This is a genomic window from Wolbachia endosymbiont of Nilaparvata lugens, from assembly GCF_007115045.1.
Lineage (GTDB): Bacteria > Pseudomonadota > Alphaproteobacteria > Rickettsiales > Anaplasmataceae > Wolbachia.
This window is the reverse complement of sequence record NZ_MUIY01000001.1, coordinates 592,802-615,180: the sequence shown is the minus strand read 5'-3', so window position 1 is coordinate 615,180 and position 22,379 is coordinate 592,802. Positions and strand designations below refer to the sequence as shown.

General features: G+C 33.2%; 20 protein-coding genes and 9 pseudogenes. 15 read left to right on the top strand and 14 right to left on the bottom strand.

Translation table 11 applies throughout. The features are described 5' to 3' along the window. Positions 1-33: 33 nt before the first annotated feature. The 4 genes and pseudogenes from BWZ41_RS08665 to BWZ41_RS03170 form a co-directional block, all read left to right on the top strand. A pseudogene (locus tag BWZ41_RS08665) lies at positions 34-463 on the top strand (IS3 family transposase); the annotation flags it as partial. Positions 464-543: 80 nt separating this feature from the next. Next, positions 544-714, top strand: a complete 171-nt coding sequence (locus BWZ41_RS07885) for a transposase (RefSeq protein WP_241653884.1) — start codon at positions 544-546, stop codon at positions 712-714. A 104-nt stretch (positions 715-818) separates the two neighbouring features. Continuing rightward, positions 819-998: pseudogene (locus BWZ41_RS03175) on the top strand (IS481 family transposase); the annotation flags it as partial. A gap of 94 nt (positions 999-1,092) precedes the next feature. Then, a pseudogene (locus BWZ41_RS03170) lies at positions 1,093-2,385 on the top strand (IS4 family transposase). 42 nt (positions 2,386-2,427) lie between these two features. Here the strand turns inward: BWZ41_RS03170 and BWZ41_RS03165 are convergent. Both BWZ41_RS03165 and BWZ41_RS03160 read right to left on the bottom strand, forming a co-directional pair. Further along, positions 2,428-2,751, bottom strand: a pseudogene (locus tag BWZ41_RS03165) (transposase); the annotation flags it as partial. A 15-nt stretch (positions 2,752-2,766) separates the two neighbouring features. Further along, positions 2,767-3,108 (bottom strand): annotated as a pseudogene (locus BWZ41_RS03160) (transposase); the annotation flags it as partial. Between the two features lie 101 nt (positions 3,109-3,209). On the opposite strand from BWZ41_RS03160, the pseudogene BWZ41_RS08660 reads away from it, so the two are divergent. From BWZ41_RS08660 to BWZ41_RS03125, 4 genes and pseudogenes are all read left to right on the top strand, one after another. Then, positions 3,210-4,356: pseudogene (locus tag BWZ41_RS08660) on the top strand (IS3 family transposase). A gap of 44 nt (positions 4,357-4,400) precedes the next feature. Next, positions 4,401-4,607, top strand: coding sequence for a transposase (locus BWZ41_RS03135; RefSeq protein ID WP_241653883.1), 207 nt, complete (start codon positions 4,401-4,403; stop codon positions 4,605-4,607). 104 nt (positions 4,608-4,711) lie between these two features. After that, a pseudogene (locus BWZ41_RS03130) lies at positions 4,712-4,891 on the top strand (IS481 family transposase); the annotation flags it as partial. 94 nt (positions 4,892-4,985) lie between these two features. Then, positions 4,986-5,969: pseudogene (locus tag BWZ41_RS03125) on the top strand (IS4 family transposase); the annotation flags it as partial. Positions 5,970-5,973: 4 nt separating this feature from the next. Here the strand turns inward: BWZ41_RS03125 and BWZ41_RS07870 are convergent. Beyond that, the gene (locus BWZ41_RS07870) at positions 5,974-6,132 is read right to left on the bottom strand and encodes a hypothetical protein (RefSeq protein WP_241653882.1); all 159 of its coding nucleotides are present in this window, start codon (positions 6,130-6,132) and stop codon (positions 5,974-5,976) included. Further along, entirely contained in the window at positions 6,117-7,130 is a 1,014-nt protein-coding gene (locus BWZ41_RS03120) for a collagen-like protein (protein ID WP_241653881.1), read from the bottom strand. The genes BWZ41_RS07870 and BWZ41_RS03120 overlap by 16 nt, the downstream gene beginning before the upstream one ends. Before the next feature lie 2 nt (positions 7,131-7,132). On the opposite strand from BWZ41_RS03120, the gene BWZ41_RS03115 reads away from it, so the two are divergent. Genes BWZ41_RS03115 through BWZ41_RS08460 form a run of 3 tightly spaced genes read left to right on the top strand, consistent with a single transcriptional unit; the run spans position 7,133 to position 8,666 of the window. Next, positions 7,133-8,290, top strand: coding sequence for an IS4 family transposase (locus tag BWZ41_RS03115; RefSeq protein WP_158619486.1), 1,158 nt, complete (start codon positions 7,133-7,135; stop codon positions 8,288-8,290). Positions 8,291-8,317: 27 nt separating this feature from the next. Continuing rightward, positions 8,318-8,425, top strand: coding sequence for a transposase DNA-binding-containing protein (locus BWZ41_RS08465; RefSeq protein WP_143689681.1), 108 nt, complete (start codon positions 8,318-8,320; stop codon positions 8,423-8,425). Continuing rightward, positions 8,409-8,666, top strand: coding sequence for a hypothetical protein (locus BWZ41_RS08460; RefSeq protein WP_410543269.1), 258 nt, complete (start codon positions 8,409-8,411; stop codon positions 8,664-8,666). The genes BWZ41_RS08465 and BWZ41_RS08460 overlap by 17 nt, the downstream gene beginning before the upstream one ends. Before the next feature lie 464 nt (positions 8,667-9,130). Here the strand turns inward: BWZ41_RS08460 and ltrA are convergent, their stop codons facing one another. Next, positions 9,131-10,378: a group II intron reverse transcriptase/maturase gene (gene ltrA / locus BWZ41_RS03105; protein ID WP_143689374.1), complete on the bottom strand. Its 1,248-nt coding sequence runs from the start codon at positions 10,376-10,378 to the stop codon at positions 9,131-9,133. A 984-nt stretch (positions 10,379-11,362) separates the two neighbouring features. Here ltrA and BWZ41_RS03100 point away from each other — a divergent pair. Beyond that, entirely contained in the window at positions 11,363-11,902 is a 540-nt protein-coding gene (locus BWZ41_RS03100; RefSeq protein ID WP_177429454.1) for a demethoxyubiquinone hydroxylase family protein, read from the top strand. A gap of 127 nt (positions 11,903-12,029) precedes the next feature. Here BWZ41_RS03100 and BWZ41_RS07865 read toward each other — a convergent pair whose 3' ends face one another. Beyond that, complete coding sequence (locus BWZ41_RS07865) at positions 12,030-12,260, bottom strand: hypothetical protein (RefSeq protein ID WP_241653880.1); 231 nt, start codon at positions 12,258-12,260, stop codon at positions 12,030-12,032. Between the two features lie 156 nt (positions 12,261-12,416). Continuing rightward, a complete protein-coding gene (locus BWZ41_RS03095) occupies positions 12,417-13,262 on the bottom strand; it encodes a hypothetical protein (protein WP_241653879.1) in 846 nt (281 codons plus the stop codon). 249 nt (positions 13,263-13,511) lie between these two features. Here BWZ41_RS03095 and purF point away from each other — a divergent pair, with 249 nt between their 5' ends. Continuing rightward, the gene (purF, locus tag BWZ41_RS03090) at positions 13,512-14,897 is read left to right on the top strand and encodes an amidophosphoribosyltransferase (protein ID WP_143689372.1); all 1,386 of its coding nucleotides are present in this window, start codon (positions 13,512-13,514) and stop codon (positions 14,895-14,897) included. An 802-nt stretch (positions 14,898-15,699) separates the two neighbouring features. Here purF and BWZ41_RS08655 read toward each other — a convergent pair. Next, positions 15,700-16,321 (bottom strand): annotated as a pseudogene (locus BWZ41_RS08655) (transposase); the annotation flags it as partial. On the opposite strand from BWZ41_RS08655, the gene BWZ41_RS03075 reads away from it, so the two are divergent. After that, positions 16,293-16,733 carry a hypothetical protein gene (locus BWZ41_RS03075; protein WP_241653878.1) on the top strand — a complete coding sequence of 147 codons (441 nt, stop codon included), beginning with the start codon at positions 16,293-16,295 and terminating at the stop codon, positions 16,731-16,733. The pseudogene BWZ41_RS08655 and the gene BWZ41_RS03075 overlap by 29 nt on opposite strands. A gap of 31 nt (positions 16,734-16,764) precedes the next feature. After that, positions 16,765-17,557, top strand: a protein-coding gene (locus BWZ41_RS03070; RefSeq protein WP_143689370.1) for an IS5 family transposase whose coding sequence is annotated in 2 segments (ribosomal slippage) — positions 16,765-17,028 and positions 17,030-17,557 — 792 coding nt in all. Because the reading frame shifts where the segments join, the coding sequence is not laid out codon by codon here. Between the two features lie 71 nt (positions 17,558-17,628). On the opposite strand, the gene BWZ41_RS07535 is transcribed toward BWZ41_RS03070, so the two are convergent. The 6 genes from BWZ41_RS07535 to BWZ41_RS03040 form a co-directional block, all read right to left on the bottom strand. Beyond that, on the bottom strand, positions 17,629-17,805 hold the full coding sequence (locus tag BWZ41_RS07535) for a hypothetical protein (RefSeq protein WP_158619491.1): 177 nt from the start codon (positions 17,803-17,805) through the stop codon (positions 17,629-17,631). A gap of 63 nt (positions 17,806-17,868) precedes the next feature. Next, complete coding sequence (locus BWZ41_RS03060) at positions 17,869-19,110, bottom strand: citrate synthase (protein WP_143689369.1); 1,242 nt, start codon at positions 19,108-19,110, stop codon at positions 17,869-17,871. 80 nt (positions 19,111-19,190) lie between these two features. Next, positions 19,191-19,460 (bottom strand): 30S ribosomal protein S20, encoded by a 270-nt coding sequence (gene rpsT / locus BWZ41_RS03055; RefSeq protein WP_143689368.1) that lies wholly within the window; start codon positions 19,458-19,460, stop codon positions 19,191-19,193. A 41-nt stretch (positions 19,461-19,501) separates the two neighbouring features. Beyond that, positions 19,502-20,089, bottom strand: coding sequence for a lysophospholipid acyltransferase family protein (locus BWZ41_RS03050; RefSeq protein WP_338323581.1), 588 nt, complete (start codon positions 20,087-20,089; stop codon positions 19,502-19,504). A gap of 194 nt (positions 20,090-20,283) precedes the next feature. Beyond that, entirely contained in the window at positions 20,284-21,270 is a 987-nt protein-coding gene (locus BWZ41_RS03045; protein WP_143689367.1) for a tyrosine-type recombinase/integrase, read from the bottom strand. 370 nt (positions 21,271-21,640) lie between these two features. After that, positions 21,641-22,276, bottom strand: coding sequence for a DnaA ATPase domain-containing protein (locus tag BWZ41_RS03040; protein WP_143689366.1), 636 nt, complete (start codon positions 22,274-22,276; stop codon positions 21,641-21,643). Between the last annotated feature and the right edge of the window lie 103 nt (positions 22,277-22,379).

Genomic DNA, 22,379 nt, shown 5'->3' with positions numbered 1-22,379 from the left:
CTCCTTTCTCTCTACTTTTTTTGGGTAAGGTCACTATATTTGGCAGCAATAATAGATTTATATTCACGCATGGTGATTGGCTGGTAAATGAGTAATGCAGTAAATAGGCAATTAGTTATAGATGCGTTATTCATGGCTATTGGTAGGCGCAAATCTGCTAAAAATCTACTATTTCATAGCGATCAAGGATCGCAATACACCTCTAAAAATTATCAATTTTTACTAAGTACAAAAAATATTACTTCTAGTATGAGTCACAAAGGTTGTTGTTATGATAATGCTGTTTCAGAGAGCTTTTTTTAGTTCACTTAAGAGAGAGTTACTCATTGATACTTCACAACACTCTGCACAACAAGCTAAAACCGCAATATTTGAATATATAGAAATTTTTTATAATAAACAGCGTAGACATTCTACTATTAACTATTGCATTCCTGAGCTTTTTGATTCATCATTCTCATAGCAAAAACGTCTTAACTTTCTGTCTACTTTTTCTGGGTAAGGTCAGAGTTTTACAGCAGCGTTACCATCAAGAGCTCTGAATTGCAAATTAAACTTAGGGATTGGGAAGAGTATTATAATAAACACCGCCCTCATAGCGCTCTTCAAGGAAAAACTCCTTGGGAAAAATATAAGGAACTGGAAAATACGATTCCTTGCTTAAGTGAAAAACTATATCTTATCAAAAGAGTCGTTTGTCATGCAAAATTATAAACACAATCAGAAACTACAATCACTTCAAAAATCCAAATCTCTTAACAAGCCAACTAGTTCAGACTCAATCTGACAAGTCAATTGTAATAACCTCTATGAATCACACACATAACCCTGGATACTTAGGTAGTCAAGATACCTATTATGTAGGCAATATCAAAGGTATTGTATCAACAAACTTTTATTGACACCTACTCTAGAGTGGCTTTCGCTAAGCTTTATACGGAAAAACTGCTATCACAGATGCAGATCTTCTCAATGATAGAGTTATACCATTTTTTGAGGGAGTATTAAATAAAGCATACGCGTCAAGTTAAGGAAATAAAGGTATGAAAGAGATAGAATAATAAGGTATAAGTTCTCCCAGAAATACTTTTAGTGAGAGAACCAATGAATAAAATAACTAGCTTATCAAAAAAGCTCAAAGAATTTTTTAATGAAAAAGCAGACAAAATCTCAATTACAACAAGGTTTATAAAAAGAAAGAGAAAGCTAAAAGGTTCATCGTTCGTAAAAGCCATGGTCTTGGGTAATATAGGGGTTGATAATTGTAGCGTAGAAACAATGTGTCAATTACTAAACGAGGACTCGATAGATATAACAAAACAAGGTTTGGATTTTAGATTTACTGAAGAAGCAGTGGAATTTATGAAAAGGATGTATAATGAATCTGTGGTTCTCTTTAAAAATATCTTGCAAGTTAATTGCAAAATCTTACAGCTATTTAATAGTGTTAAATTATTGGACAGTAGCTATATTACTCTACCTAACAATATGGAAGAGATGTATAAAGGTTATGGTACTAGCTACAGTGGCTATGAAAGCAATACTAAGTCTGGAATAAAGTTACAATTAGTTTTCGACTACATGAATCAGATAATAGACCAACTTAATTTAACGGAGGGAGTAAGATCAGACCAGGGATATAGGAAACATTTAAGTAATATATTAAGTAATGATTTGCTAATATCTGATCTCGGTTCAAGTTCTTTTAAACAAATCAATGAAATAGGAGCTTATTTCATAAGTCGTTATAAATCCGATACCAACATATATGATGTAGAAACAAATCAAAAAATGGAGTTATTAGAATGTTTAGAGGATAAGTTATTTTTAGAAAACGAGGTATTGTTAGGAAAAGAAGCAAAAATTAGAGTAAGAATTATATGTCAGAAACTAACTGAATATAGCCAGAAGAAGGAAAGCTAATAGATTAGCAAGATCGCAGATCCTCTAAAAGAAATCAAAAATTGTTGAACTGGTCAAAACTAATATTCCAGAGGATAAAATTAGTGCTGAGCAAGTATTACAGAGTAAGGTGGCAAATTGAGTTATTATTTAAATTGTATAAAAGGCATATCAGACTTAAAAGGAAAGCCATGCAGAGTATTATGTGAACTATATGCTAAATTGTGCGCAATTCTTATATTTCACGGCATAGTTGGTTGCATAGAAGTGAAAAAGAATACAGAACTTAGCTTAACAAAGGCATTTATTGAGCTAAAAAGGCGGGTTAGAGAGTTATTTTTAGCACTAAAGAATAAAGTTAATAGTTTGAAAATTTTTCTTAAAAAGATTACCATAACTTGGTCTCGATTTTCATTAAAAGACAAGTACAGAAAAACTAGAGTATCTACCTTAACTTCCCTGAATTTACTTACAATCTCTTAACTTGACGCGTATGGTTCATTGAACATTACCAAAAGCTTAGACCAAGTACAGATTTGAACTTGCAGCAGACATGGCAGCTGTAAAGAGATTTGAACGAACGTTACTTCTACCACCTATAATCCTTCGATAACCAACATCCTTACTATTTTCTCTAGGATAAAGTGCAACTCCGGCAAGACTTGCTACTTCTCTTCTGTTTAAATAACCAAGCTCTGGTATTAAACACATTGTGATAACTTTTCCAGGAACTTTTTTAAGGATTTTTTGATGTTCTTGTAACTCATGGCTTTCATCAATGATTTTTTGTATAGTATTATTGAGTTTATCTATCTGGCTATTTATAGTTTTTTGACAACTTTCCCTTATAACCTCAACTATGGATTAGCCAGCAAAGAAAGGCATAGAAATATAGAGCTTCTTCGACTGCATGGAATCAGAACAGAAAAAACATGAATTAGGAAATTTGTTGGCGATCTGTGTCTTGTGTGCTCAATCTCAAATTCGTTTTTCAAGGAGTCAAAAACAGTCTCAATCTTTTCCTTAGTAAAATCTTCTCTTTAAATGAGTACGTTTTTCATATCTTTTTTTACTTTAGTGACCTCTATCAAAGAGTTTCTCAAACAGCTCTTTCTTTATATAGACCTTATCTCTAAACAAAAGTCCAGTCTATCTTTTAGTCAGAGTTTGCAAAGGTTTTCTGTCATCAACGTTACCTTTGGTTAAATTGCAATTCAGAGCTCTTGATGGTAACGCTGCTGTAAAACTCTGACCTTACCCAGAAAAAGTAGACAGAAAGTTAAAACGTTTTTTCAAAGAGGTGTGGTATGACAAAAAGAAAAGAATATACAGCAGAATTCAAAATTGAAGCTATAAGACTAGTAAAAGAAACAGGTCAATCATCAGCAAAAATAGCAAGAGATTTGGGTATTAGCGGTAAGCAGATGGGTAAAAACATACAATGATAGAATGTCTGGAGTAGATGCGTTTCCAGAAAAGGGGAAAGTAGCTCATTGTGACAAAGAAAAGTTTGATTTAAAGAAAGAGCTGGCAAGAGTAACGAGGGAAAGAGACATTTTAAAAAAAGCCCTGGGATATTTTGCAAACCAAAAAGAGTAAAATATTCTTTTATAAAAGAACATGAAAACTGCTATAAAATACGGGAATTATGCAGATTTTTGAACGTATCTGCTTGTGGTTATTATAAATGGATTACTAAGGAAAAAAACAACAAAAAATCAATAAGAGAAGAGCTCATACAAGATATTCAGAAGGTATATCGATCATCACAATGCAGATACGGAGCTCCTAAAATTCACGCTGAATTAAAGGCTTTAGGTAAAAATTATAACATCAAAACAGTGCAAAATGTTATGCAGAAAAATGGCATTCAAGCTAAGCTTAGACGAAAGTTTAAAAGTAAAAAACCACAAATAGACAATAGAGTTATAACTCCTAACATATTAAATCAGAATTTCATTGCTGATCAACCTAACAAGATATGGGTAACTGATATTACGTACATAAAAACTAATGAAGGATGGTTATATTTGGCAGCAATAATAGATTTATATTCACGCATGGTGATTGGCTGGTAAATGAGTAATGCAGTAAATAGGCAATTAGTTATAGATGCGTTATTCATGGCTATTGGTAGGCGCAAATCTGCTAAAAATCTACTATTTCATAGCGATCAAGGATCGCAATACACCTCTAAAAATTATCAATTTTTACTAAGTACAAAAAATATTACTTCTAGTATGAGTCACAAAGGTTGTTGTTATGATAATGCTGTTTCAGAGAGCTTTTTTTAGTTCACTTAAGAGAGAGTTACTCATTGATACTTCACAACACTCTGCACAACAAGCTAAAACCGCAATATTTGAATATATAGAAATTTTTTATAATAAACAGCGTAGACATTCTACTATTAACTATTGCATTCCTGAGCTTTTTGATTCATCATTCTCATAGCAAAAACGTCTTAACTTTCTGTCTACTTTTTCTGGGTAAGGTCAGTGTTTTACAGCAGCGTTACCATCAAGAGCTCTGAATTGCAAATTAAACTTAGGGATTGGGAAGAGTATTATAATAAACACCGCCCTCATAGCGCTCTTCAAGGAAAAACTCCTTGGGAAAAATATAAGGAACTGGAAAATACGATTCCTTGCTTAAGTGAAAAACTATATCTTATCAAAAGAGTCGTTTGTCATGCAAAATTATAAACACAATCAGAAACTACAATCACTTCAAAAATCCAAATCTCTTAACAAGCCAACTAGTTCAGACTCAATCTGACAAGTCAATTGTAATAACCTCTATGAATCACACACATAACCCTGGATACTTAGGTAGTCAAGATACCTATTATGTAGGCAATATCAAAGGTATTGTATCAACAAACTTTTATTGACACCTACTCTAGAGTGGCTTTCGCTAAGCTTTATACGGAAAAACTGCTATCACAGATGCAGATCTTCTCAATGATAGAGTTATACCATTTTTTGAGGGAGTATTAAATAAAGCATACGCGTCAAGTTAAGGAAATAAAGGTATGAAAGAGATAGAATAATAAGGTATAAGTTCTCCCAGAAATACTTTTAGTGAGAGAACCAATGAATAAAATAACTAGCTTATCAAAAAAGCTCAAAGAATTTTTTAATGAAAAAGCAGACAAAATCTCAATTACAACAAGGTTTATAAAAAGAAAGAGAAAGCTAAAAGGTTCATCGTTCGTAAAAGCCATGGTCTTGGGTAATATAGGGGTTGATAATTGTAGCGTAGAAACAATGTGTCAATTACTAAACGAGGACTCGATAGATATAACAAAACAAGGTTTGGATTTTAGATTTACTGAAGAAGCAGTGGAATTTATGAAAAGGATGTATAATGAATCTGTGGTTCTCTTTAAAAATATCTTGCAAGTTAATTGCAAAATCTTACAGCTATTTAATAGTGTTAAATTATTGGACAGTAGCTATATTACTCTACCTAACAATATGGAAGAGATGTATAAAGGTTATGGTACTAGCTACAGTGGCTATGAAAGCAATACTAAGTCTGGAATAAAGTTACAATTAGTTTTCGACTACATGAATCAGATAATAGACCAACTTAATTTAACGGAGGGAGTAAGATCAGACCAGGGATATAGGAAACATTTAAGTAATATATTAAGTAATGATTTGCTAATATCTGATCTCGGTTCAAGTTCTTTTAAACAAATCAATGAAATAGGAGCTTATTTCATAAGTCGTTATAAATCCGATACCAACATATATGATGTAGAAACAAATCAAAAAATGGAGTTATTAGAATGTTTAGAGGATAAGTATTTTTAGAAAACGAGGTATTGTTAGGTAAAAAGAAGCTAAAAAATTAGAGTAAGAATTATATGTCAGAAACTAACTGAATATAGCCAGAAGAAGGAAAGCTAATAGATTAGCAAGATCGCAGTATCCTCTAAAAGAAATCAAAAATTGTTGAACTGGTCAAAACTAATATTCCAGAGGATAAAATTAGTGCTGAGCAAGTATTACAGAGTAAGGTGGATTCTTATCGTCTATTTCAAATGTATACTTTTTCATGCTATTACCTTAAATAACCAACAACTTGCTGATTAATGGCACTGAGGCTACTAGGAGGAGCAACATAAGTCATAAAACTCCTTGGCTGCTCATTATCTGCCACTCTTTTTTCAGTATTAACGAAAGCTCTTTGCTGCTCATTGTCTTTTAATCTTTTTTCCATATGATCTTTAAAGTAAACAAACATTTACTAGTTTGTTTGTAATTAGGGAGTGATTTTTTTGCAGTTACACGCAAGAACTCCAACAACTCGTTATGACTTTCATCATTAAGTAATGACTTATTGATAATGGTTGACTGCAGTTCTACTGGATTAAAATTTAGACTTTTCTTTGAAATGCCGCATTTCACAGCTGTTTCTCCTAATACTTCTTCAAATTTTTTTACAATATCTACTGCATCTATTATTTTTGTCACTCGATTAAGCTCCTCTATTTCATTTTTTACTTTATATTCGTCCTGTCCTACCGCAGAGTAAAAGAAATTTATTACTTGAGATATAAATGAAGTTGATCTGCTTGCTCTGCTTGTCACTGGTGAGTTTATCATTTCCCTCTTATTTCTTTTCTCTATAACACAACTTTTATCATCAGGCTGTATTACACAGAACATCTTTTGTGTTTGACTATAAAAAGTTTGAGTATTAGATTCTGAGACAGATGCATCACTTGCAGATTTTTTGCTAGCATTGCAGAAAACTTCAGCTTTCTTTGTGAAGTTTTCTGTTTTATTGTGTAGTTCTATAATGTTATTATTAGCATTTTTAGCTTCTTTAGCAAAACTTTCTGAAGCATTTTTGGCTACCTCTGCTGCATCTTTAGCATTCAGAGTTTCATTCTTTACTTTTTTTATCTCATACAAAAACTTATCAGCTAATGCAGCACCTATTCCATCTTCTCCCTTGGGGCCTGGTATTCCCGTTAGACCAGTATCTCCTTTACTACCCTTAAGACCAGATCTACCAACCTGACCTTTAGGTCCTTGCAAACCTATCTCTCCCTTAGGTCCTGGCAACCCATCTGATCCTTTTGGACCAATATCTCCTCTCTCACCTTTTAGACCTTTAGAACCAGGCTCACCTTTCCAACCCCTTGGCCCATAAGTGTTGAAAGTAGTATCAGAAAAGTATAAAGAACTGTTATTGCAAGAAAATGGAGGCAATAATGGATCAAATAGAAAGAGTACTAAATTTAATAAAAGATGAGGATTTAGAAAGGCTAGGAAAATTAAGTGAAGTAGATAAATGTAATACTAAATTGTTGGGCAAGATTATATTTAAAGGTCTAATGAAGTTAATATTAATGGGGCAAAAAACAAGCTTAAGAGCGCTAGAAATGGTAATAAACAGGTGTATAATGGATAAGAATAGCGATAAAAGTACAGTAACATACAGTGGTTTGTCAAAAAGGTTAAAAGTTATAAATCCAGAATATTTTAAGGGAGTATATATTGATTTGATGAGCAAGATTAAAAAGCTATTACCCCAAAAAACATCAAATAATTTACATAAGTTTGATTCGACAATCATAAATTTATCGGGATATCTCATAAAAGATGGGCTAAAAATAGGCGGTAAAAGTAACGACAGTCAAGTTAAAGTGAGTGTAGGATTAAAGGATCAATTGCCGACAAGTATAAGATTTTGTAAAGGACAAGAAGAAATTAGTGAAGATATAGCATTAGTGAGAGCCATTAATGAAGCTAAAGTTGAAAAAGAGGATATTTTATTATTTGATAGAGGAATCAGAAAAGTTGGAACTTTTGCCGAATTTGATGAAAAGGAGTACAAATTTATCACAAGAGTTAAAGTAGGAAGAAAACATGATGTTATAAGCAGGAACAAAGTTATAGGAGAACAAAAATCGGATGGATCAGAGATTTTAGAAGATATAATAGTTAATCTTTATCGTGCACGAGGTAAAGTAGCAGAAAAGCATGACCTACGTTTAATAAAAATTCGAAATAAGGCAGGAGATGAAATATGGTTTTTAACCAACTTGCTTGAAATGTTAGCTTATGAAGTAACAGAGCTATATAGGCGCAGGTGGGACATAGAGGTATTCTTTAAATTTATAAAGCAAAATCTTGGATATAAGCACTTTTTAAGCCATACTATGAATGGCATGAAGGTGTATATTTACATGATTATTATTACGGCTTTGTTATTTCTTGTTTATAAAATCAAAAATAATCTACACGGATTCAAAATAGCACTATTACAATTCACATTGGATCTTAATGATTCTTTTATACGTTCAATTGTTTTACTATCAGGAGGGAATTTACATGCCGTCAATCACCTTGTATCACTCCACTTATAGCACTTTCAACACTTATGGGATAAATGGCTGGAAAGAGAGTTAAAACATGTTAATTTAGGAGATACAAGACTTAATAAGAGACTTATTAAAACAGGCTATTGTATAGAGGGTAAGGCGTCTGAATCAAAGCTGTAGTGGATGGAAAGAAGCTAAGGGTGCATACAGATTATTTAGCAATGAAAAGCTTAAGGATAAGGAAATTTATTCTTCCCATTACAAAGAAACTATGGAGAGAATGAAAGGAAATCAGTTTGTTTTTTCAGTTCAAGATACAAGTTATTTGGATTTTGACTCTCATATAAAAACCAAGAGGCTAGGTAGTATTTCTAAAGCTTATACGAAGCATAAAATGGGTTTACTGTTGCACAGTGCCTAGCAAAAACGGATTACCTTTAGGTCTATCTTCTCAACAATGTTGGGCACGTTCTATTAGGGAAAAAGAAACGGCACAAGAAAAAGCAAACAGGTACCTCCATAGAAGAAAAAGAAAGTTATAAGTGGATAACAGCTCTCAAAGAAAGCATAAACAACCTTCCTGCAAATGTACAACTTTTGGTGATAGAGAGGCAGATATCTTCAAATTTTTATGGATCACTGAGACATTAGGTAGTGACCTTACCCAGAAAAAGTAGACAGAAAGTTAAGACGTTTTTGAAGTAAAATAAAACGTTTTTTCAAAGAGGTGTGGTATGACAAAAAGAAAAGAATATACAGCAGAATTCAAAATTGAAGCTATAAGACTAGTAAAAGAAACAGGTCGGAGAGTAGACCAGCGGAACTTCCCCACCAGTCTCTCGCAGAACTGTACGGAAACCTCTCGGTTTATACAGCTCCCATTATTTAGCCCTTTGATCCTAACCCAAGTGTCCAATGATAGAAAATATTTGGAGACCTCTTTCTCACTTTTCCTAGAAATTGCTTTGCTAGTCTTCCATGATCTCGAAGTTTCTTATATTTGGTTCTGACCCATCTTATGAGGTATCTCTCTATATTTCTGAGAGATGTATACATCTCCGTTTGGTAAAACCTGCCATAATACTGACACCAGCCTCTGACTATTGGATTTACTTCCTTTGATATTTCCTCCAACTTCTTTCCTGTAAATCTATGTATTTTCCATGACCTTATGGTTTGAGTGATCTTTTTCTTGGCCTTATTGCTAATTGCAGGTAGAAATCCAACAAAATATTCTCCTATTTTGCTCTTTGCTCCTCTAGCTCTAAAGGTATAGCCCAAGAAATCAAAGTTTTGTGTAGGAAACTCATCTCTCCTATTACCATCCTTACAGTACACTATCTGTGTCTTTTCGGGATGTAACCTCAATTTACACTTAGCCAATCTTTCTTCGATCATTACTTTCATAAATTCTGCCTGTCTCTTAGTTCTGCAGTGCACTATCGCATCATCCACATACCTCTCAAATGGTACTGTCGGGTAGTTCTTTTTCATCCATATATCAAACACATGATGCATGAATATATTAGAGATGATTGGGCTAACTGAACCTCCTTGCGGAACTCCCTTATTCCTCACTTCCCTAGTGCCATCTGCTTGTTGAATAGGGGCTTTCATCCACCTCTCAACATACAGTATGACCCATTTGCAGTTTGTATATTTCTTGATAGCTTGCAAAACTAATTCGTGATCCAGATTGTCGAAAAATCCAGATATATCAAGATCTATCGTCCAATCGTACCTCCAGCATCTCTTGCGTGCTGTATTTACCGCATCCAGTGCAGATTTATTCGGTCTATAACCATATGAATCCTCGTGGAATTTTGGCTCTACTAGCGGCTCAAGATACATAGAAGCTGCCGTTTGCCCTATCCTGTCGAATACTGAAGGAACACCTAAAATTCTTTGTCCTTCTCCCGTATCCTTCGGTATTGCTACAGCTTTTACTGGCTCTGGAAAATAACTTCCGGATGACATCCGATTCCATAGTTTGTATAGATTATCTTTTAGATTTTCCTCAAACTTTGTTATCGAAACCTCATCTACACCTGCAGCACCTTTATTTTTCGATACTTGTTTATAAGCTCTCCAAATAAGTTGTTTCGGTATATCAAAAGACTTTGTTTTATTCATTAATTCCTCCCATTACGGTTGACAAAATAATTAAAACTAAATAACTCAGCTCCTTCGCTCCATTTCCATTACAGAAACTTCTTCACTACTATGAGCTAATCCGCCCCTGTTTTTCGCATCGGTACTCTCATCCTCAGAGATCGGCTCTTTGGACTTCTTCCTTATCATCGAAACGACAGGTTCCCGCAGTTCCACACAATAGCCTAAAATAGGTTCACGCCACCTCTATGCCGGACGCCACCTATCCAGTAAACAAGTTCCTGATAGGTTTATCCCAAGAGATTCAGGAGCCCATGGTTTTGACGTCGTCTTTGGAATTTCGACACTTCATCAGTGGTTCATTTTCATTCGCCTCTCTATTTTACACATGATGCATAATTGCACCTTTTCCATAACGCTCACTACCATAGCTCTTTACCACAGCAGCTTATGGCTGTTTGAAGCCTGCTCTTGCAAACCGACTCCGAGGGACCCTCCCTCATCTATTGCATAGCTTCAACACTTCCCGTGTCTCTACAGCGCACTGTCATCTCAGTACCTTCTCCTATCATTCCAGACTAGAATGACACCCTATTGACACGCTGCCTAGTTCATGTTAGTTATAGATATTAAGAAATTTACCAAACAAAGAAAGGCAAAAGAATCCCCGTGTGACGAGTTTTAATAATTTAAATTGATAATGTACTAACAAGCGCGATTTGGCTGAATGTAGAAAAAATAAAAAAGACATGCAGCCGCTATAATTTTATGTAATCTGCCAATATATACCTGAGTTTTTTACTGAATTTTGTTGTTAAATCTGCAGAGATTAAAAACAAGGATAAATACTCTTATTGATATGATAAGGGAAAGTGGGAGAGTCTGTCAAGTAACTTTTGCTATTGCTACTTGAGTTCCTGTAATCACAATGTTGGTGCAATGTATGCATGGAATTTTATTTACTCTATAATATGTTGGTTTATAGTAGTACTAATGCAGAAATAAATGGAGGAGACATTGGAAAGCAATATAAAAAAATTGAAAGGAAATTTTTTAGAACGAGCAATTAGAGTAAATCATGCTGGCGAGTATGGAGCCATTTGCATTTATTCTGGTCAAAAATTTATTCTTAAAAAATCTTCTATAATTGATAAAATAATTGAAATGGAGGAGCAGGAAAAAGAACATTTCCACTATTTTAATGAGAAAATCAAGGAGCAAAGAGTTCGTCCTACTGTTTTGTTGCCAATTTGGCGTGCTTTAGGGGTGTCACTTGGTGTTGTAACTGCTATGATGGGTAAAAAAGCCGCTATGGCTTGCACTGCTGCAGTTGAAGAGGTGATCGGAGAGCATTACAAGAAGCAGGTCTTACATTTAGAAGATGGGGAATTAAGAGAAACTATAAGTAAGTTTCGTGATGAGGAGTTAGAACACAGAGATATTGCAATTCAGCACAATGCTGAAAGCGCACTTGGCTACAACGTTTTATCTTTGTTCATAAAAACAAGCTGCAAAGCTGCTATTTACTTCTCTAAATTGATTTAATCAATCACTATTTGACAACCATATTTGCCTTTAGTCCTTGTGCTAATTGCTGCCCCATATCCTCTACTCCAATCGAATGCGTATGGATGTTTATAATTAACTTCTTAATTCTTATCCTAAAAATACATTAATTTAATTCCCTACTAGAGTTTTCTTGTTGTTGTAAACATGTTTGCATAAGACTAGTAGATGGAACGTTTTTAATAGTCTGAGTTAACTCCTCAGGAATATTTTCAAAACTCTTGCCCATAACTTCTAAAACACTTTTCCCCTTTATAAGACAATTCCCTCCAAAGCTTGATTTGTTTTCTAACTTGCTAAACCTTATTTTGCTTTTCTCATCAATTTCTACTACCATTTTGTTACCATCTTTCCGTAGATAAATACTAATCTCTCCTATTTTAGTAGTAAAAAATATTTCAATACCACCTTTTAAGATATCTGTGTAATTTCTTTTTCCATCTTCTGTAATTTCAACTTTTACTATACTTTCCTCAATCTGAAATATGCCAACTTATAAATCCTTAGCTTTTTCATTATTTAAAGTTCTTGCAGTTTCAACAATACTACCTTGTGGATACTTAATATAAAAATATTTATTATCTACTTCTACTTCAAGATCATATTTATCAATTTGCTTGTTATTTTCTTTCACAATACCTTCATATGCTAGACCCTCTAGCATTTTTTTCTTACTCTTACATTGTTCGTTAAGATCGTTTAAATAATTAGAGCCGTAATATCCGCCTTCAATATCGCTGTAAAAAGATAATCCTTTTTCTACCCCACCTTTTAACACTAAATTACGAGTGATCTTTTGTATGATATTTTTTGTAGTTGAATTGTGTGGATTTGCATGAAAGCGATTAATTAATTCTTCCATTTTTTCAAATATAAAATTTGTTACAGTCTTATTATCCTTACCGTAATATGAGTTTAATCTTATTCCTTGATTTAAATAATCCTCTATTATGCATTCCATGTACTTTAAAACGCTTTCTTGCTCATCGTGTTCTGTTATACCTTTTATCATCTCATCACAAAATTTTTTAACTAGAATTTGTTCATCTGTAGTCAATGGTATTTGCAATTTCGTAGAAGATGGGTCTCGCTCAAAAAGATAAATTATTGACAATTCCTCTGCTCTTTTAACAAAGTCATAACTCCTTAGATATTCTGCGACATCTTTGTTTTTTGCGTACCTTTTCTTGGTTAAATCCATATGCCTATCTTTACGACTTATAGTCGGTAATTTTGGATTTGATGAACTACTCTGCTGACTATTGAAGAAGCTGTTAAAGAACTGTTCAGGCCCTAAAATAAGATTACTTTCACCTTGTTTACCTACTTGCTTAGACATATTATATACCATAACCACTAAAGCTTTTTAGTGGTTACTTCAATACATAGATAAGTCAATAAAAATCTCTTTTTTTCTTCAGTGCTAAAAAATTGTCAAAAATCTCAAAATTGGTTAATTGCATATAACCTACTTTCTAGTATACATCAAAACTACCGCAGAAAGTTTCAACTTTGAAAGGGATTAACAAATAAAATTCTTGTACTTTGCCTCTACTAAAGTACAATCAGGCTTTATTTAATATTTTTCATGCTTGATGAAGTACATGAAGAGTGTGGGGTATTTGGCATAAGTTGTAACCAAAGTGCTGCTTTTAACTCTATACTTGCTCTCCACGCTTTGCAGCATAGAGGTCAAGAGTCTTTTGGTGTAGTAACCAGTAACAACGATAAGCTGCTTTCTTATCACTTTCAAGGTCAAGTGAGCAGCGTATTTGATGATATAGATGAAATAAAGAAATCTTTACCTGGAGATTGTGCAATAGGTCACGTTCGATATTCAACAAGTGGTAGTAAATTTGGAGTGCAGCCCATGTTTGGCAAAAGTGGCAAATTTGGGGATTTTGCCATAGCACATAATGGTAATTTAATTAATATTTCTCCGATACGCGAACAATTAATTAAACAAGAGTGCGTTTTTCAGTCAGATATTGATACAGAAGTGGTAGTGCATCTGACAGCAAGCGGTGAAAAGGATAGCTTCTTAGAGAGTTTTATATATGCATTAAGGCAAATACAAGGTGCTTATTCTTTTGTGGCAATCAATCAAGAAGTAGTTATTGGAGTACGTGATCCATCTGGAATCAGGCCTCTCGTTTTAGGGAAGTTAAGCGGTTCTTACGTTCTTGCATCTGAAACTTGTGCTTTTGATATAGTAAATGCTAAATTTATTAGAGAAATAAAACCAGGTGAGTTAGTCACCGTTGATCAAAATGGTAATTTAACTTCAACATTTCCTTTTTTACAGCAAAAATCAAGTTTTTGTATTTTTGAATACGTTTATTTTTCAAGACCAGACAGCATAATGGAGAATAGGTCTATATACGATACAAGAAAAGAAATAGGAAGAATACTTGCGAAGGAAAGTCCACCAAAGAACAATGTAGATATGATTGTACCAATACCTGATTCTGGAATACCTGCAGCTATTGGATATGCAAAGCATTCAGGATTACCTATGGAACTGGGGATAATTCGTAATCATTACATAGGAAGAACATTTATACAGCCAACCGCTGAAATACGTAAAGTTAGAATAAAATTAAAGTTTAATGCTAATAAGCATATTTTAAAAGGTAAAAACATAATTTTAATAGACGATAGTATAGTGCGTGGTAGTACGCTTAGAAGTATAATAGTTATGTTAAAAGATGCAGGAGTAAAAGAAATTCACCTAAAGATTTCAAGCCCACCAATTAAGCATTCTTGTTTTTATGGAATAGATACGCCAGAGTGCAAAGATTTAATTGCTGCAAATAAATCTGTAGAGGAAATTAAGGAAGTTATAGGAATAGATAGCCTAGCCTTCTTGAGTATTAATGGACTATACAGGGCTGTTAAAGAAGAAAAACGTAACAACGCTACACCGCAATATTGCGATGCTTGTTTCACTGGTGATTATCCGATTGGTAAGTAATCTATTATTAATGAAGGTGAGGTTTTTTCTATATTACATTAACAGTTTTAAAAATAGGTTTTTGCATAACCATATAGTTTTTGCCTGGGCGTCATTTGAGTAAAAACTACTTTACAAATTTCGTCATTCCCTTTACTATGATACTAAGAGTATTTATCCTTGTTTTTGACCTGCAGGCTCAATGACAAAATTCAGATATTTATTAGCAAATTACACAAAAATTATATCGGCTGTATGTCTTTTTTATTTTTTCTACATTCAGCCAAATCGCGCTTGTTAGTACATTATCAATTTAAATTATTAAAACTCGTCACACGGGGATTCTTTTGCCTTTTTTCTTCGTTTAGTAAATTTCTTAATATTTGTAACTAAAGTAATTTTAGAGAGGCGTTATGTAAGTAGCTGACACACATCTGTACGAGCATTCATTTTTGAAGATAGCAAAGGTGTCATTCAAGTAGCTGACACTGGGATCCATCTCTTAATACAGCCTCATCAAAAATGTTGTGTTTTAACATAAAATTAGCTGCTTCTATGCTCATAAACTTAATATCCAATCAAATTTCCTGGATCCCAGTGTCAGCTACTTGAATGAAAAATAAAGATACTGGGATGACAGGAGTGTGAGGTAAGGCTACATCCATATTCCAACAGGTATGACGGTATCATTCCAGCACTTGATGTTGGAATTCAGGAATTTTTTGAGCATGAAAGTTATGCTAAGTTTTTGTTGGTAAGTAAAGGCTGGATCCCAGTGGGCTTTGTTGCATAGCACCTTAAGCAGTGATGGTTTACGACAAATTTATGTAATGATTTCAAATTTAGCCATACCAATATCAGTGAATTTGTTAAGCAAATAGCACTTAATTAGTAATTCTTTTTCACGATTTACTTCAGATTTATTCCTAAACAAATACTTGCTTCAACCTTGAGAAAAATCCTTCTATGTAAGATCTTTTTCCATAAATTACTTCCTTTTTCCACTCTTTTACACCATCTTGTCCATATAATTTTATTAACCTAATAGCAGCATTTCTGTCAGACATATAATCTATTTTTGAATGTTCTGCTGCGTCCTTTTTTGGTAGAACTTTTGTCTTTATATCGTATTTCTTACACAATTTATAAAGTTTGTGCCTATCGTATGCCCTATCTGCATATAATGCTTTTATTTTGTGCTGAAAATTAACTTCTTCAAGCAAGCTCCATAGTGGTCAGAGTAGACGCCATTACTGTATCTTGCAGCTATAGCTTTTTTACTATTCATACTTAACATAACATGTAACTTTCTTACTTGCTCGTAGCTTCGGTACTTTCTATCTGTACTGTTTTCCTTACTGTGGCCAAGAGTGTTACTGTAAATTTGTGCTATCTATGATAATTTCAATATTTTCCATGTTGCTTTTATCAATCCTGCAATCATTTTTAGCTCCTGTTATTGATTGTGGTAGTTACATAGAGTTTTTAAATGAAAAAGAAGTTGATCATATTAATAATAAGATGTTTGGTGGTACAAAAGTATTTCGTGATGTAAAAAATGATATTGCAGAAAGAGATCTGCCACCATATGGTGCCAAACAAATATATGCAATAGACTTTTTTTATCCAGACATTGCTTATTGCGTTATGAATAAAGTAATGGAGAGCTCTTTAATCAGCGAATATAAAGATGAAGATACAGGTAAAGTTAAATATAAGCTATCCATTGATCCTGCGCGTGTGCCAGCTATGAAACCACAAACTCTTGAAGAAAAAGTAGGGACGGGTGGACCAAGTGTAGATAGTGATTTTGGTAGTTCACCTAAGAACCTGTACATGATCTCAAGAAAGGAATAAAGTAGGAGATGATGTATATGGACAAAGATATATGAGAAATTTATACCCAAGTGACATAAGTCGAGAACAATTTGAAAAAATCAGACCAATTCTGGAGAGTAGCAGGAAGAAAACAAAACCAAGAAAACTTGACTTATATGATGTATTTTGTGGAGTACTATACATCCTAAAAAGCTCCTGCCAGTGGAGAATGCTGCAAAAAGATTTTCCAAAATGGCGAAGTTGTTATGATTATTTAAAAAAATGGAGTGAAAAATCAAGCGAAGGTACAGAAAGTATTTTGGAACGTGTATTAAAAAAAATTAGTTGGAGAGGTCCGTATTGGCAATGGGAGGAAAGAGAAAACCAGCTTTTGTATAATTGATGCTCAGAGCGTAAAAAACGCAGATACCGCTGAGAATAAGGGCTACAATGCTGGTAAAAAAATTTCAGGAATAAAGCGCCATATTGCAGTAGATACTCAAGGGTTACCACACGCAATTTATGTAACAACTGCAGAAATAACTGACCGCAGCAGTGCTGTGAAAATGGTCGGAAATGCTAAAGAAACCCTCTCTGAAGTTAAAAATATATTGGTTGATGCTGGCTACAATGGAGAAAATTTTGCAACACAAATAAAGGCAACTATTGGTGCCAATGTTGAAGTAATAAAGCGAAGCGAATTACACACTTTTGCTGTATTGCCGAAAAGATGGGTTGTCGAGCGCTCTTTTGCTTGGCTGGAAAAATGCAGGCGTTTGTGGAAAAATTGCGAGCGAAAACTCAACACTAGCTTACAAATGATCGTTCTTGCTTTCTCTGCTTTACTCCTCAAAAGATTATGAACAGGTTCTTAGAATTCAACTATAGGTAAATCACGTGCTGGACACTCAAGAAAATTACTTGACCCCAATTACTATGATGAAGATGCACAAAGAATTAAAGATGATAATTCGGCTAAAGATAGTGGCCTTGGCACTTCTTCAGCACGATCTTCTTTTAATGATAAGCCCAAACCAATACTTGACCAACCGTCTGTATTACAATCTGAATAGTGTTCTACAAAAAAGCATACATCAGTTGGTAAAAACATAAGTTGCTGTATTTTATAGCTAAAGAAAATTAGACTATTTGAGGACAAATTGTGAATGAAAGTTTATTTGCCAAGGTATAGCTGCCTTGGCCTACAAATCTTGGTTTCTTTATCGGTTACCATTTCATACCACTGGGCAACCCAACCAGTGGTTCTTGCAAGTGCAAAAATGGGTGTAAACATACTTGAAGGGATACCGATAGCATTTATTATTATACCTGAGTAAAAATCAACATTTGGATATAATTTACGCGTGATGAAATATTCATCCTTTAAAGCTACTTCTTCAAGTTTTTTTGCAATTTCAAGTAATTCATTGTTTTGCTCTAGTTTGCTTAAAATCTCATGACAAGCATCCTTTAATATAAGCGCGCGCGGATCATAGTTTTTATAAACACGATGTCCAAACCCCATTAGCTTAAATGGATCTTTATCATCTTTAGCTTTCTCAATGAATCTATCTACATCTCCACTTTGCTCTATCTCTTTTAGCATATTTATAACTGCCTCATTAGCTCCACCGTGTGCTGGACCCCAAAGTGTAGCAACTCCTGCAGACAGGCTTGCAAATAGATTAGAACCAGCTGACCCTACCAATCTGACAGCTGCCGTAGAAGCATTCTGTTCATGATCAGCATGGAGAGTAAATATTTTATCCAGAGCTTTTGCAAAAAGGGCATTATCAACAGCATCGCCAAATATCATCTTTAAGAAATTTTCACTGTAACTTAATTCATTGTTAGCGTTTATGAATTCCTGATTGTTGATATGCCTATAAGTCATTGCAACAATTGCAGGAACTTGTGCTATTGCAGAAATTCCAAAATCTAAATCCTCACCATTGACATTGTTGCTATGCATTTCATGGTAAGACGCTGACAAATTTGCAAAACATGCAATCAAAATCGACATAGGGTGAGCAGTTTTTGGAAATGCTTTGATTACATTTGTAACTTGCTCTGATACTTTGGACAATTCTTGTATTTTGAAAAGAAATTTTTTGTGTTGCTCTGAACTTGGTAGTTCACCATAGAGTAATAAATAAATCACAGCAGTAAAACTATTATTTTCTGCCAAATCAGCTATATCATGTCCCCTATATTTAAGAACTCCTTCATCTCCATCAATGAATGTAATTGCAGAAAAACATGAAGCTGTAGAAACAAATCCTGGATCGTAAGTAAATAATCCAGTTACTTTATATAAATCCTTGATATTTAACACGTCAGGACCTATTGTTCCACTTAATATGGGTAGCTCAATTTTTGACCCACCACTTAGTTCCAACAATGCTTTTTTATCCATCACTTGAGCTACTTAAATTTTATACAAGGTATACAAATTGAAGAGTATACATTAATCCGGTTAACCTTACATTAACCATATTATGCTGTCATCAATGCTTTTACTTTTGCATTTAAACGACTTATTTTACGCGCAGCAGTATTCCTATGAATAACACCTTTATTTACACATCTATGTAAATTGGATTCAGCATTCCGAAATGCCAAGACAACATTCTCTTTATCACCAGAATTGATTATATCAACTAATCTTCTAATAGCAGTACGAGTTTTGCTTTTTCGCATCTTATTCACTAAAGTACGCTTTGCTATTACCTTTATCATTTTTTTAGCACTCTTATGATTTGCCATATATTAATACCTGTTTTTCTTTTAATTATAAAGTCTTTTTGTTAACTTGCAATATCAGTTTTTTCTGGAATTAATCTACTACTTCTCTCTTCAATGATTTTTTCTAAACTTTGCAAGAATTCATTTTTGTTTAACCCGGGATATATGGGCGGTAATATTTCTATTACCGCCTTTCCGGGATTCTTTCTCAGAGAAAGTATGCTTTTTGGCCAAAACAAACCAGTGTTTAAAGCAATCGGTAATACAGGAACAGATAATACGCCATATAAAGCAGCGATACCTGGTTGATATTTTATATTTTGGTTTATAGTCGTTCTTGTGCCTTCAGGAAATATTATTATGCCTCTATTTTCTTTTATACGCATTTTTGCTAATTTTATGATATGACGCACAGAACTAATACCATCTGAGCGGTTAATAAAAATCATTTTTAATGCCATGAGATGCAAACCAATGAATGGAATCCATTTCAATTCACGTTTTAAAATAAAAACTGCTTTTCTAAATAGTAGTATAAAAATAAATGTTTCAAATGGAGATTGGTGTTTAGATGCAATTATAAAAGGTTGCTCAGGAATGTTTTCCATTCCCCTCACTTCATATTTAATGCCACATAATAAACGTAACATGAATAATACAACTCTCACCGAGCAAACGAGGAAAATGGTTATTACACACTCAGGAAAGAAAATTATAGGAAGAGTAATAAAAGTATAGAATACTTCCCATAATATAAGGAGTAAATTAAACAATAAACTTGCAATCACAAACATACGTAAACTTATTTGAATTTAACTTTACTACAAAATTAAAAGCAATAAGTTTAATTATTGATCATCTGAGTAATAGGATGAGAATCAGCTAATTTGTCCTTTAACTTTTCGTTAGCAATATGAGTATATATTTGCGTTGTAGAAAGATTAGTATGGCCAAGAATTTTTTGTATCAGCACAATATTCGCTCCGCTATTCAGTAGATGGGTAGCAAGAGAATGCCTAATCACATGTGGGGAGATTTTATTTTCATCAACATCGCACTTTCTTGCTAATTCCTTTATTAATTGACCAACTCTTTGCCTTGTAATTGGTTTATTAGGTTTATCACCTGGGAATAGCCAATCAGATTTTTTGTCGTTAGGGAGCAGGTTGTCACGAACTGATAAATAATCTTTAAGGCTTTGCAATGCTTGCTCATTAAAAAAGATTTGCCTTTCTCTGCCACTTTTTCCCTTTATTATTATATAGCCTTCTTTACCATTACTGTTTACTAAATGTGATACTTCACATAACTTCATATTAATTAATTCAGAAACACGCATCCCGGAAGAGTAAAGGATATCTAAAATTGCACATAGCCTTTTACTGCTTATCTCTTTATTCGATCCGCTTGCTGATTTTTTTACTGTTTCCATGAGCAAAAATATTTCTTGAACACTTAAATACTTAGGCAAAGGACGGGAAACTTTTGGATTTCTTAATTCATTATCATTAGCCGGTGCTGGATTAAAGTCTATTATTCCATCATTAAATAGGCACTTATAGAAATTTTTGATAGCAGATATTTTTCTTGATATAGAGCTAGTTTTATATTTCTTTTGTGTACGTAAAAAGCTTACATAATCTTTAATATTAGCTTTACTTGCACCAACTAAGGTAGCGCTTCCTTCTAATAAAAATTTTTCAAGTTGGTGTAAATCTGAACGATAACTTTCCAAAGTATTTTGTGTAGAGGATTTTTCGGAAACCAAAGTATCTATGTAATACGTTATGTAAAGATCCTCTTTTTTATTTTGTGGTTGTTTATTTTTCATTATCAGCTCCTATACTTATTTCTTTGACTATAATTTGATTGAAAGTATTTTTTGTGTTTTTTATAAGAAAATATGAGATAAACAAAGTATTTATCAATAAAGTAAGTACTACAAACCTTTGTTTTAACCTTTTTTTTAAATTTGATCTTACTTTTACCATATTTTAATTATAACATTAAATCTATAAAAAACATCCTGTAAATTAAGTTTTACTATCGTAAAAATACCCCTTAGATATGTCTGTTTATTCTTATTACATCATAGTATTTATTATAATTTTAACATAAAGAAATAGTGATTTCAACTTCATTATTGTATGGGTATTAATAAATCTTTAATATATATAACAAATGTCTTGCAGCAGAAGGAATCACTTGGAACTTTTTTTTAATAAAGTGTTAATAAAAGGAATGGTTACATTTGATCCTATGGATTCACTATCTATTTTTTCTATAATTTTATTAATGCTGTGGAAAGAACGTTCTATTCTTGCTAGAATATAATTAATTACCTTTAGATCAATTTTTAATTGTTTATCTGAAAATTGTTTTATTAGCATAATTCTTAATAACTCCTCGCTTGCAGGTAAAATTTTTACGCTGATAGTTGACAATATTCGAGAGCTCAAATCTTTGAGCTTGAAGTTAAGCTTTTTTGGTGAAATTGAAGAAGTGATCAGCAATCTCTTATCATTCTCCTTCATATAATTATAACAATGTAACAACATTTCCTCATCTTTAATGTTTTGTACATCCTCTAAAATAAACGCATTGCTATACCTAATCTCGCTTACAAAATTATTCACGTTGATAAAAATTGCATTGTTTATTGATTGCCAAATATGAGCAAGGTGAGTTTTTCCAGAGCTGTTAGGTCCAAAAAGGATCAGGCATTTCCAAGATAAATCGTTAGCTATTGAGTTATATACGTGCTTGTTTTCGTCTAAGATGATATAATTTTGCCAACAATAATCAACTTGATTATTGTTAAATAAATTTAATTGCACGTAAAGCCTCTTAAATTGCTACTTTTTGATAATAATTTTTGCATAAAAATTTACTTGCATTTCTCAAATGTATCAGAGGTCCTTTTTCTTTTTATCGTGAACT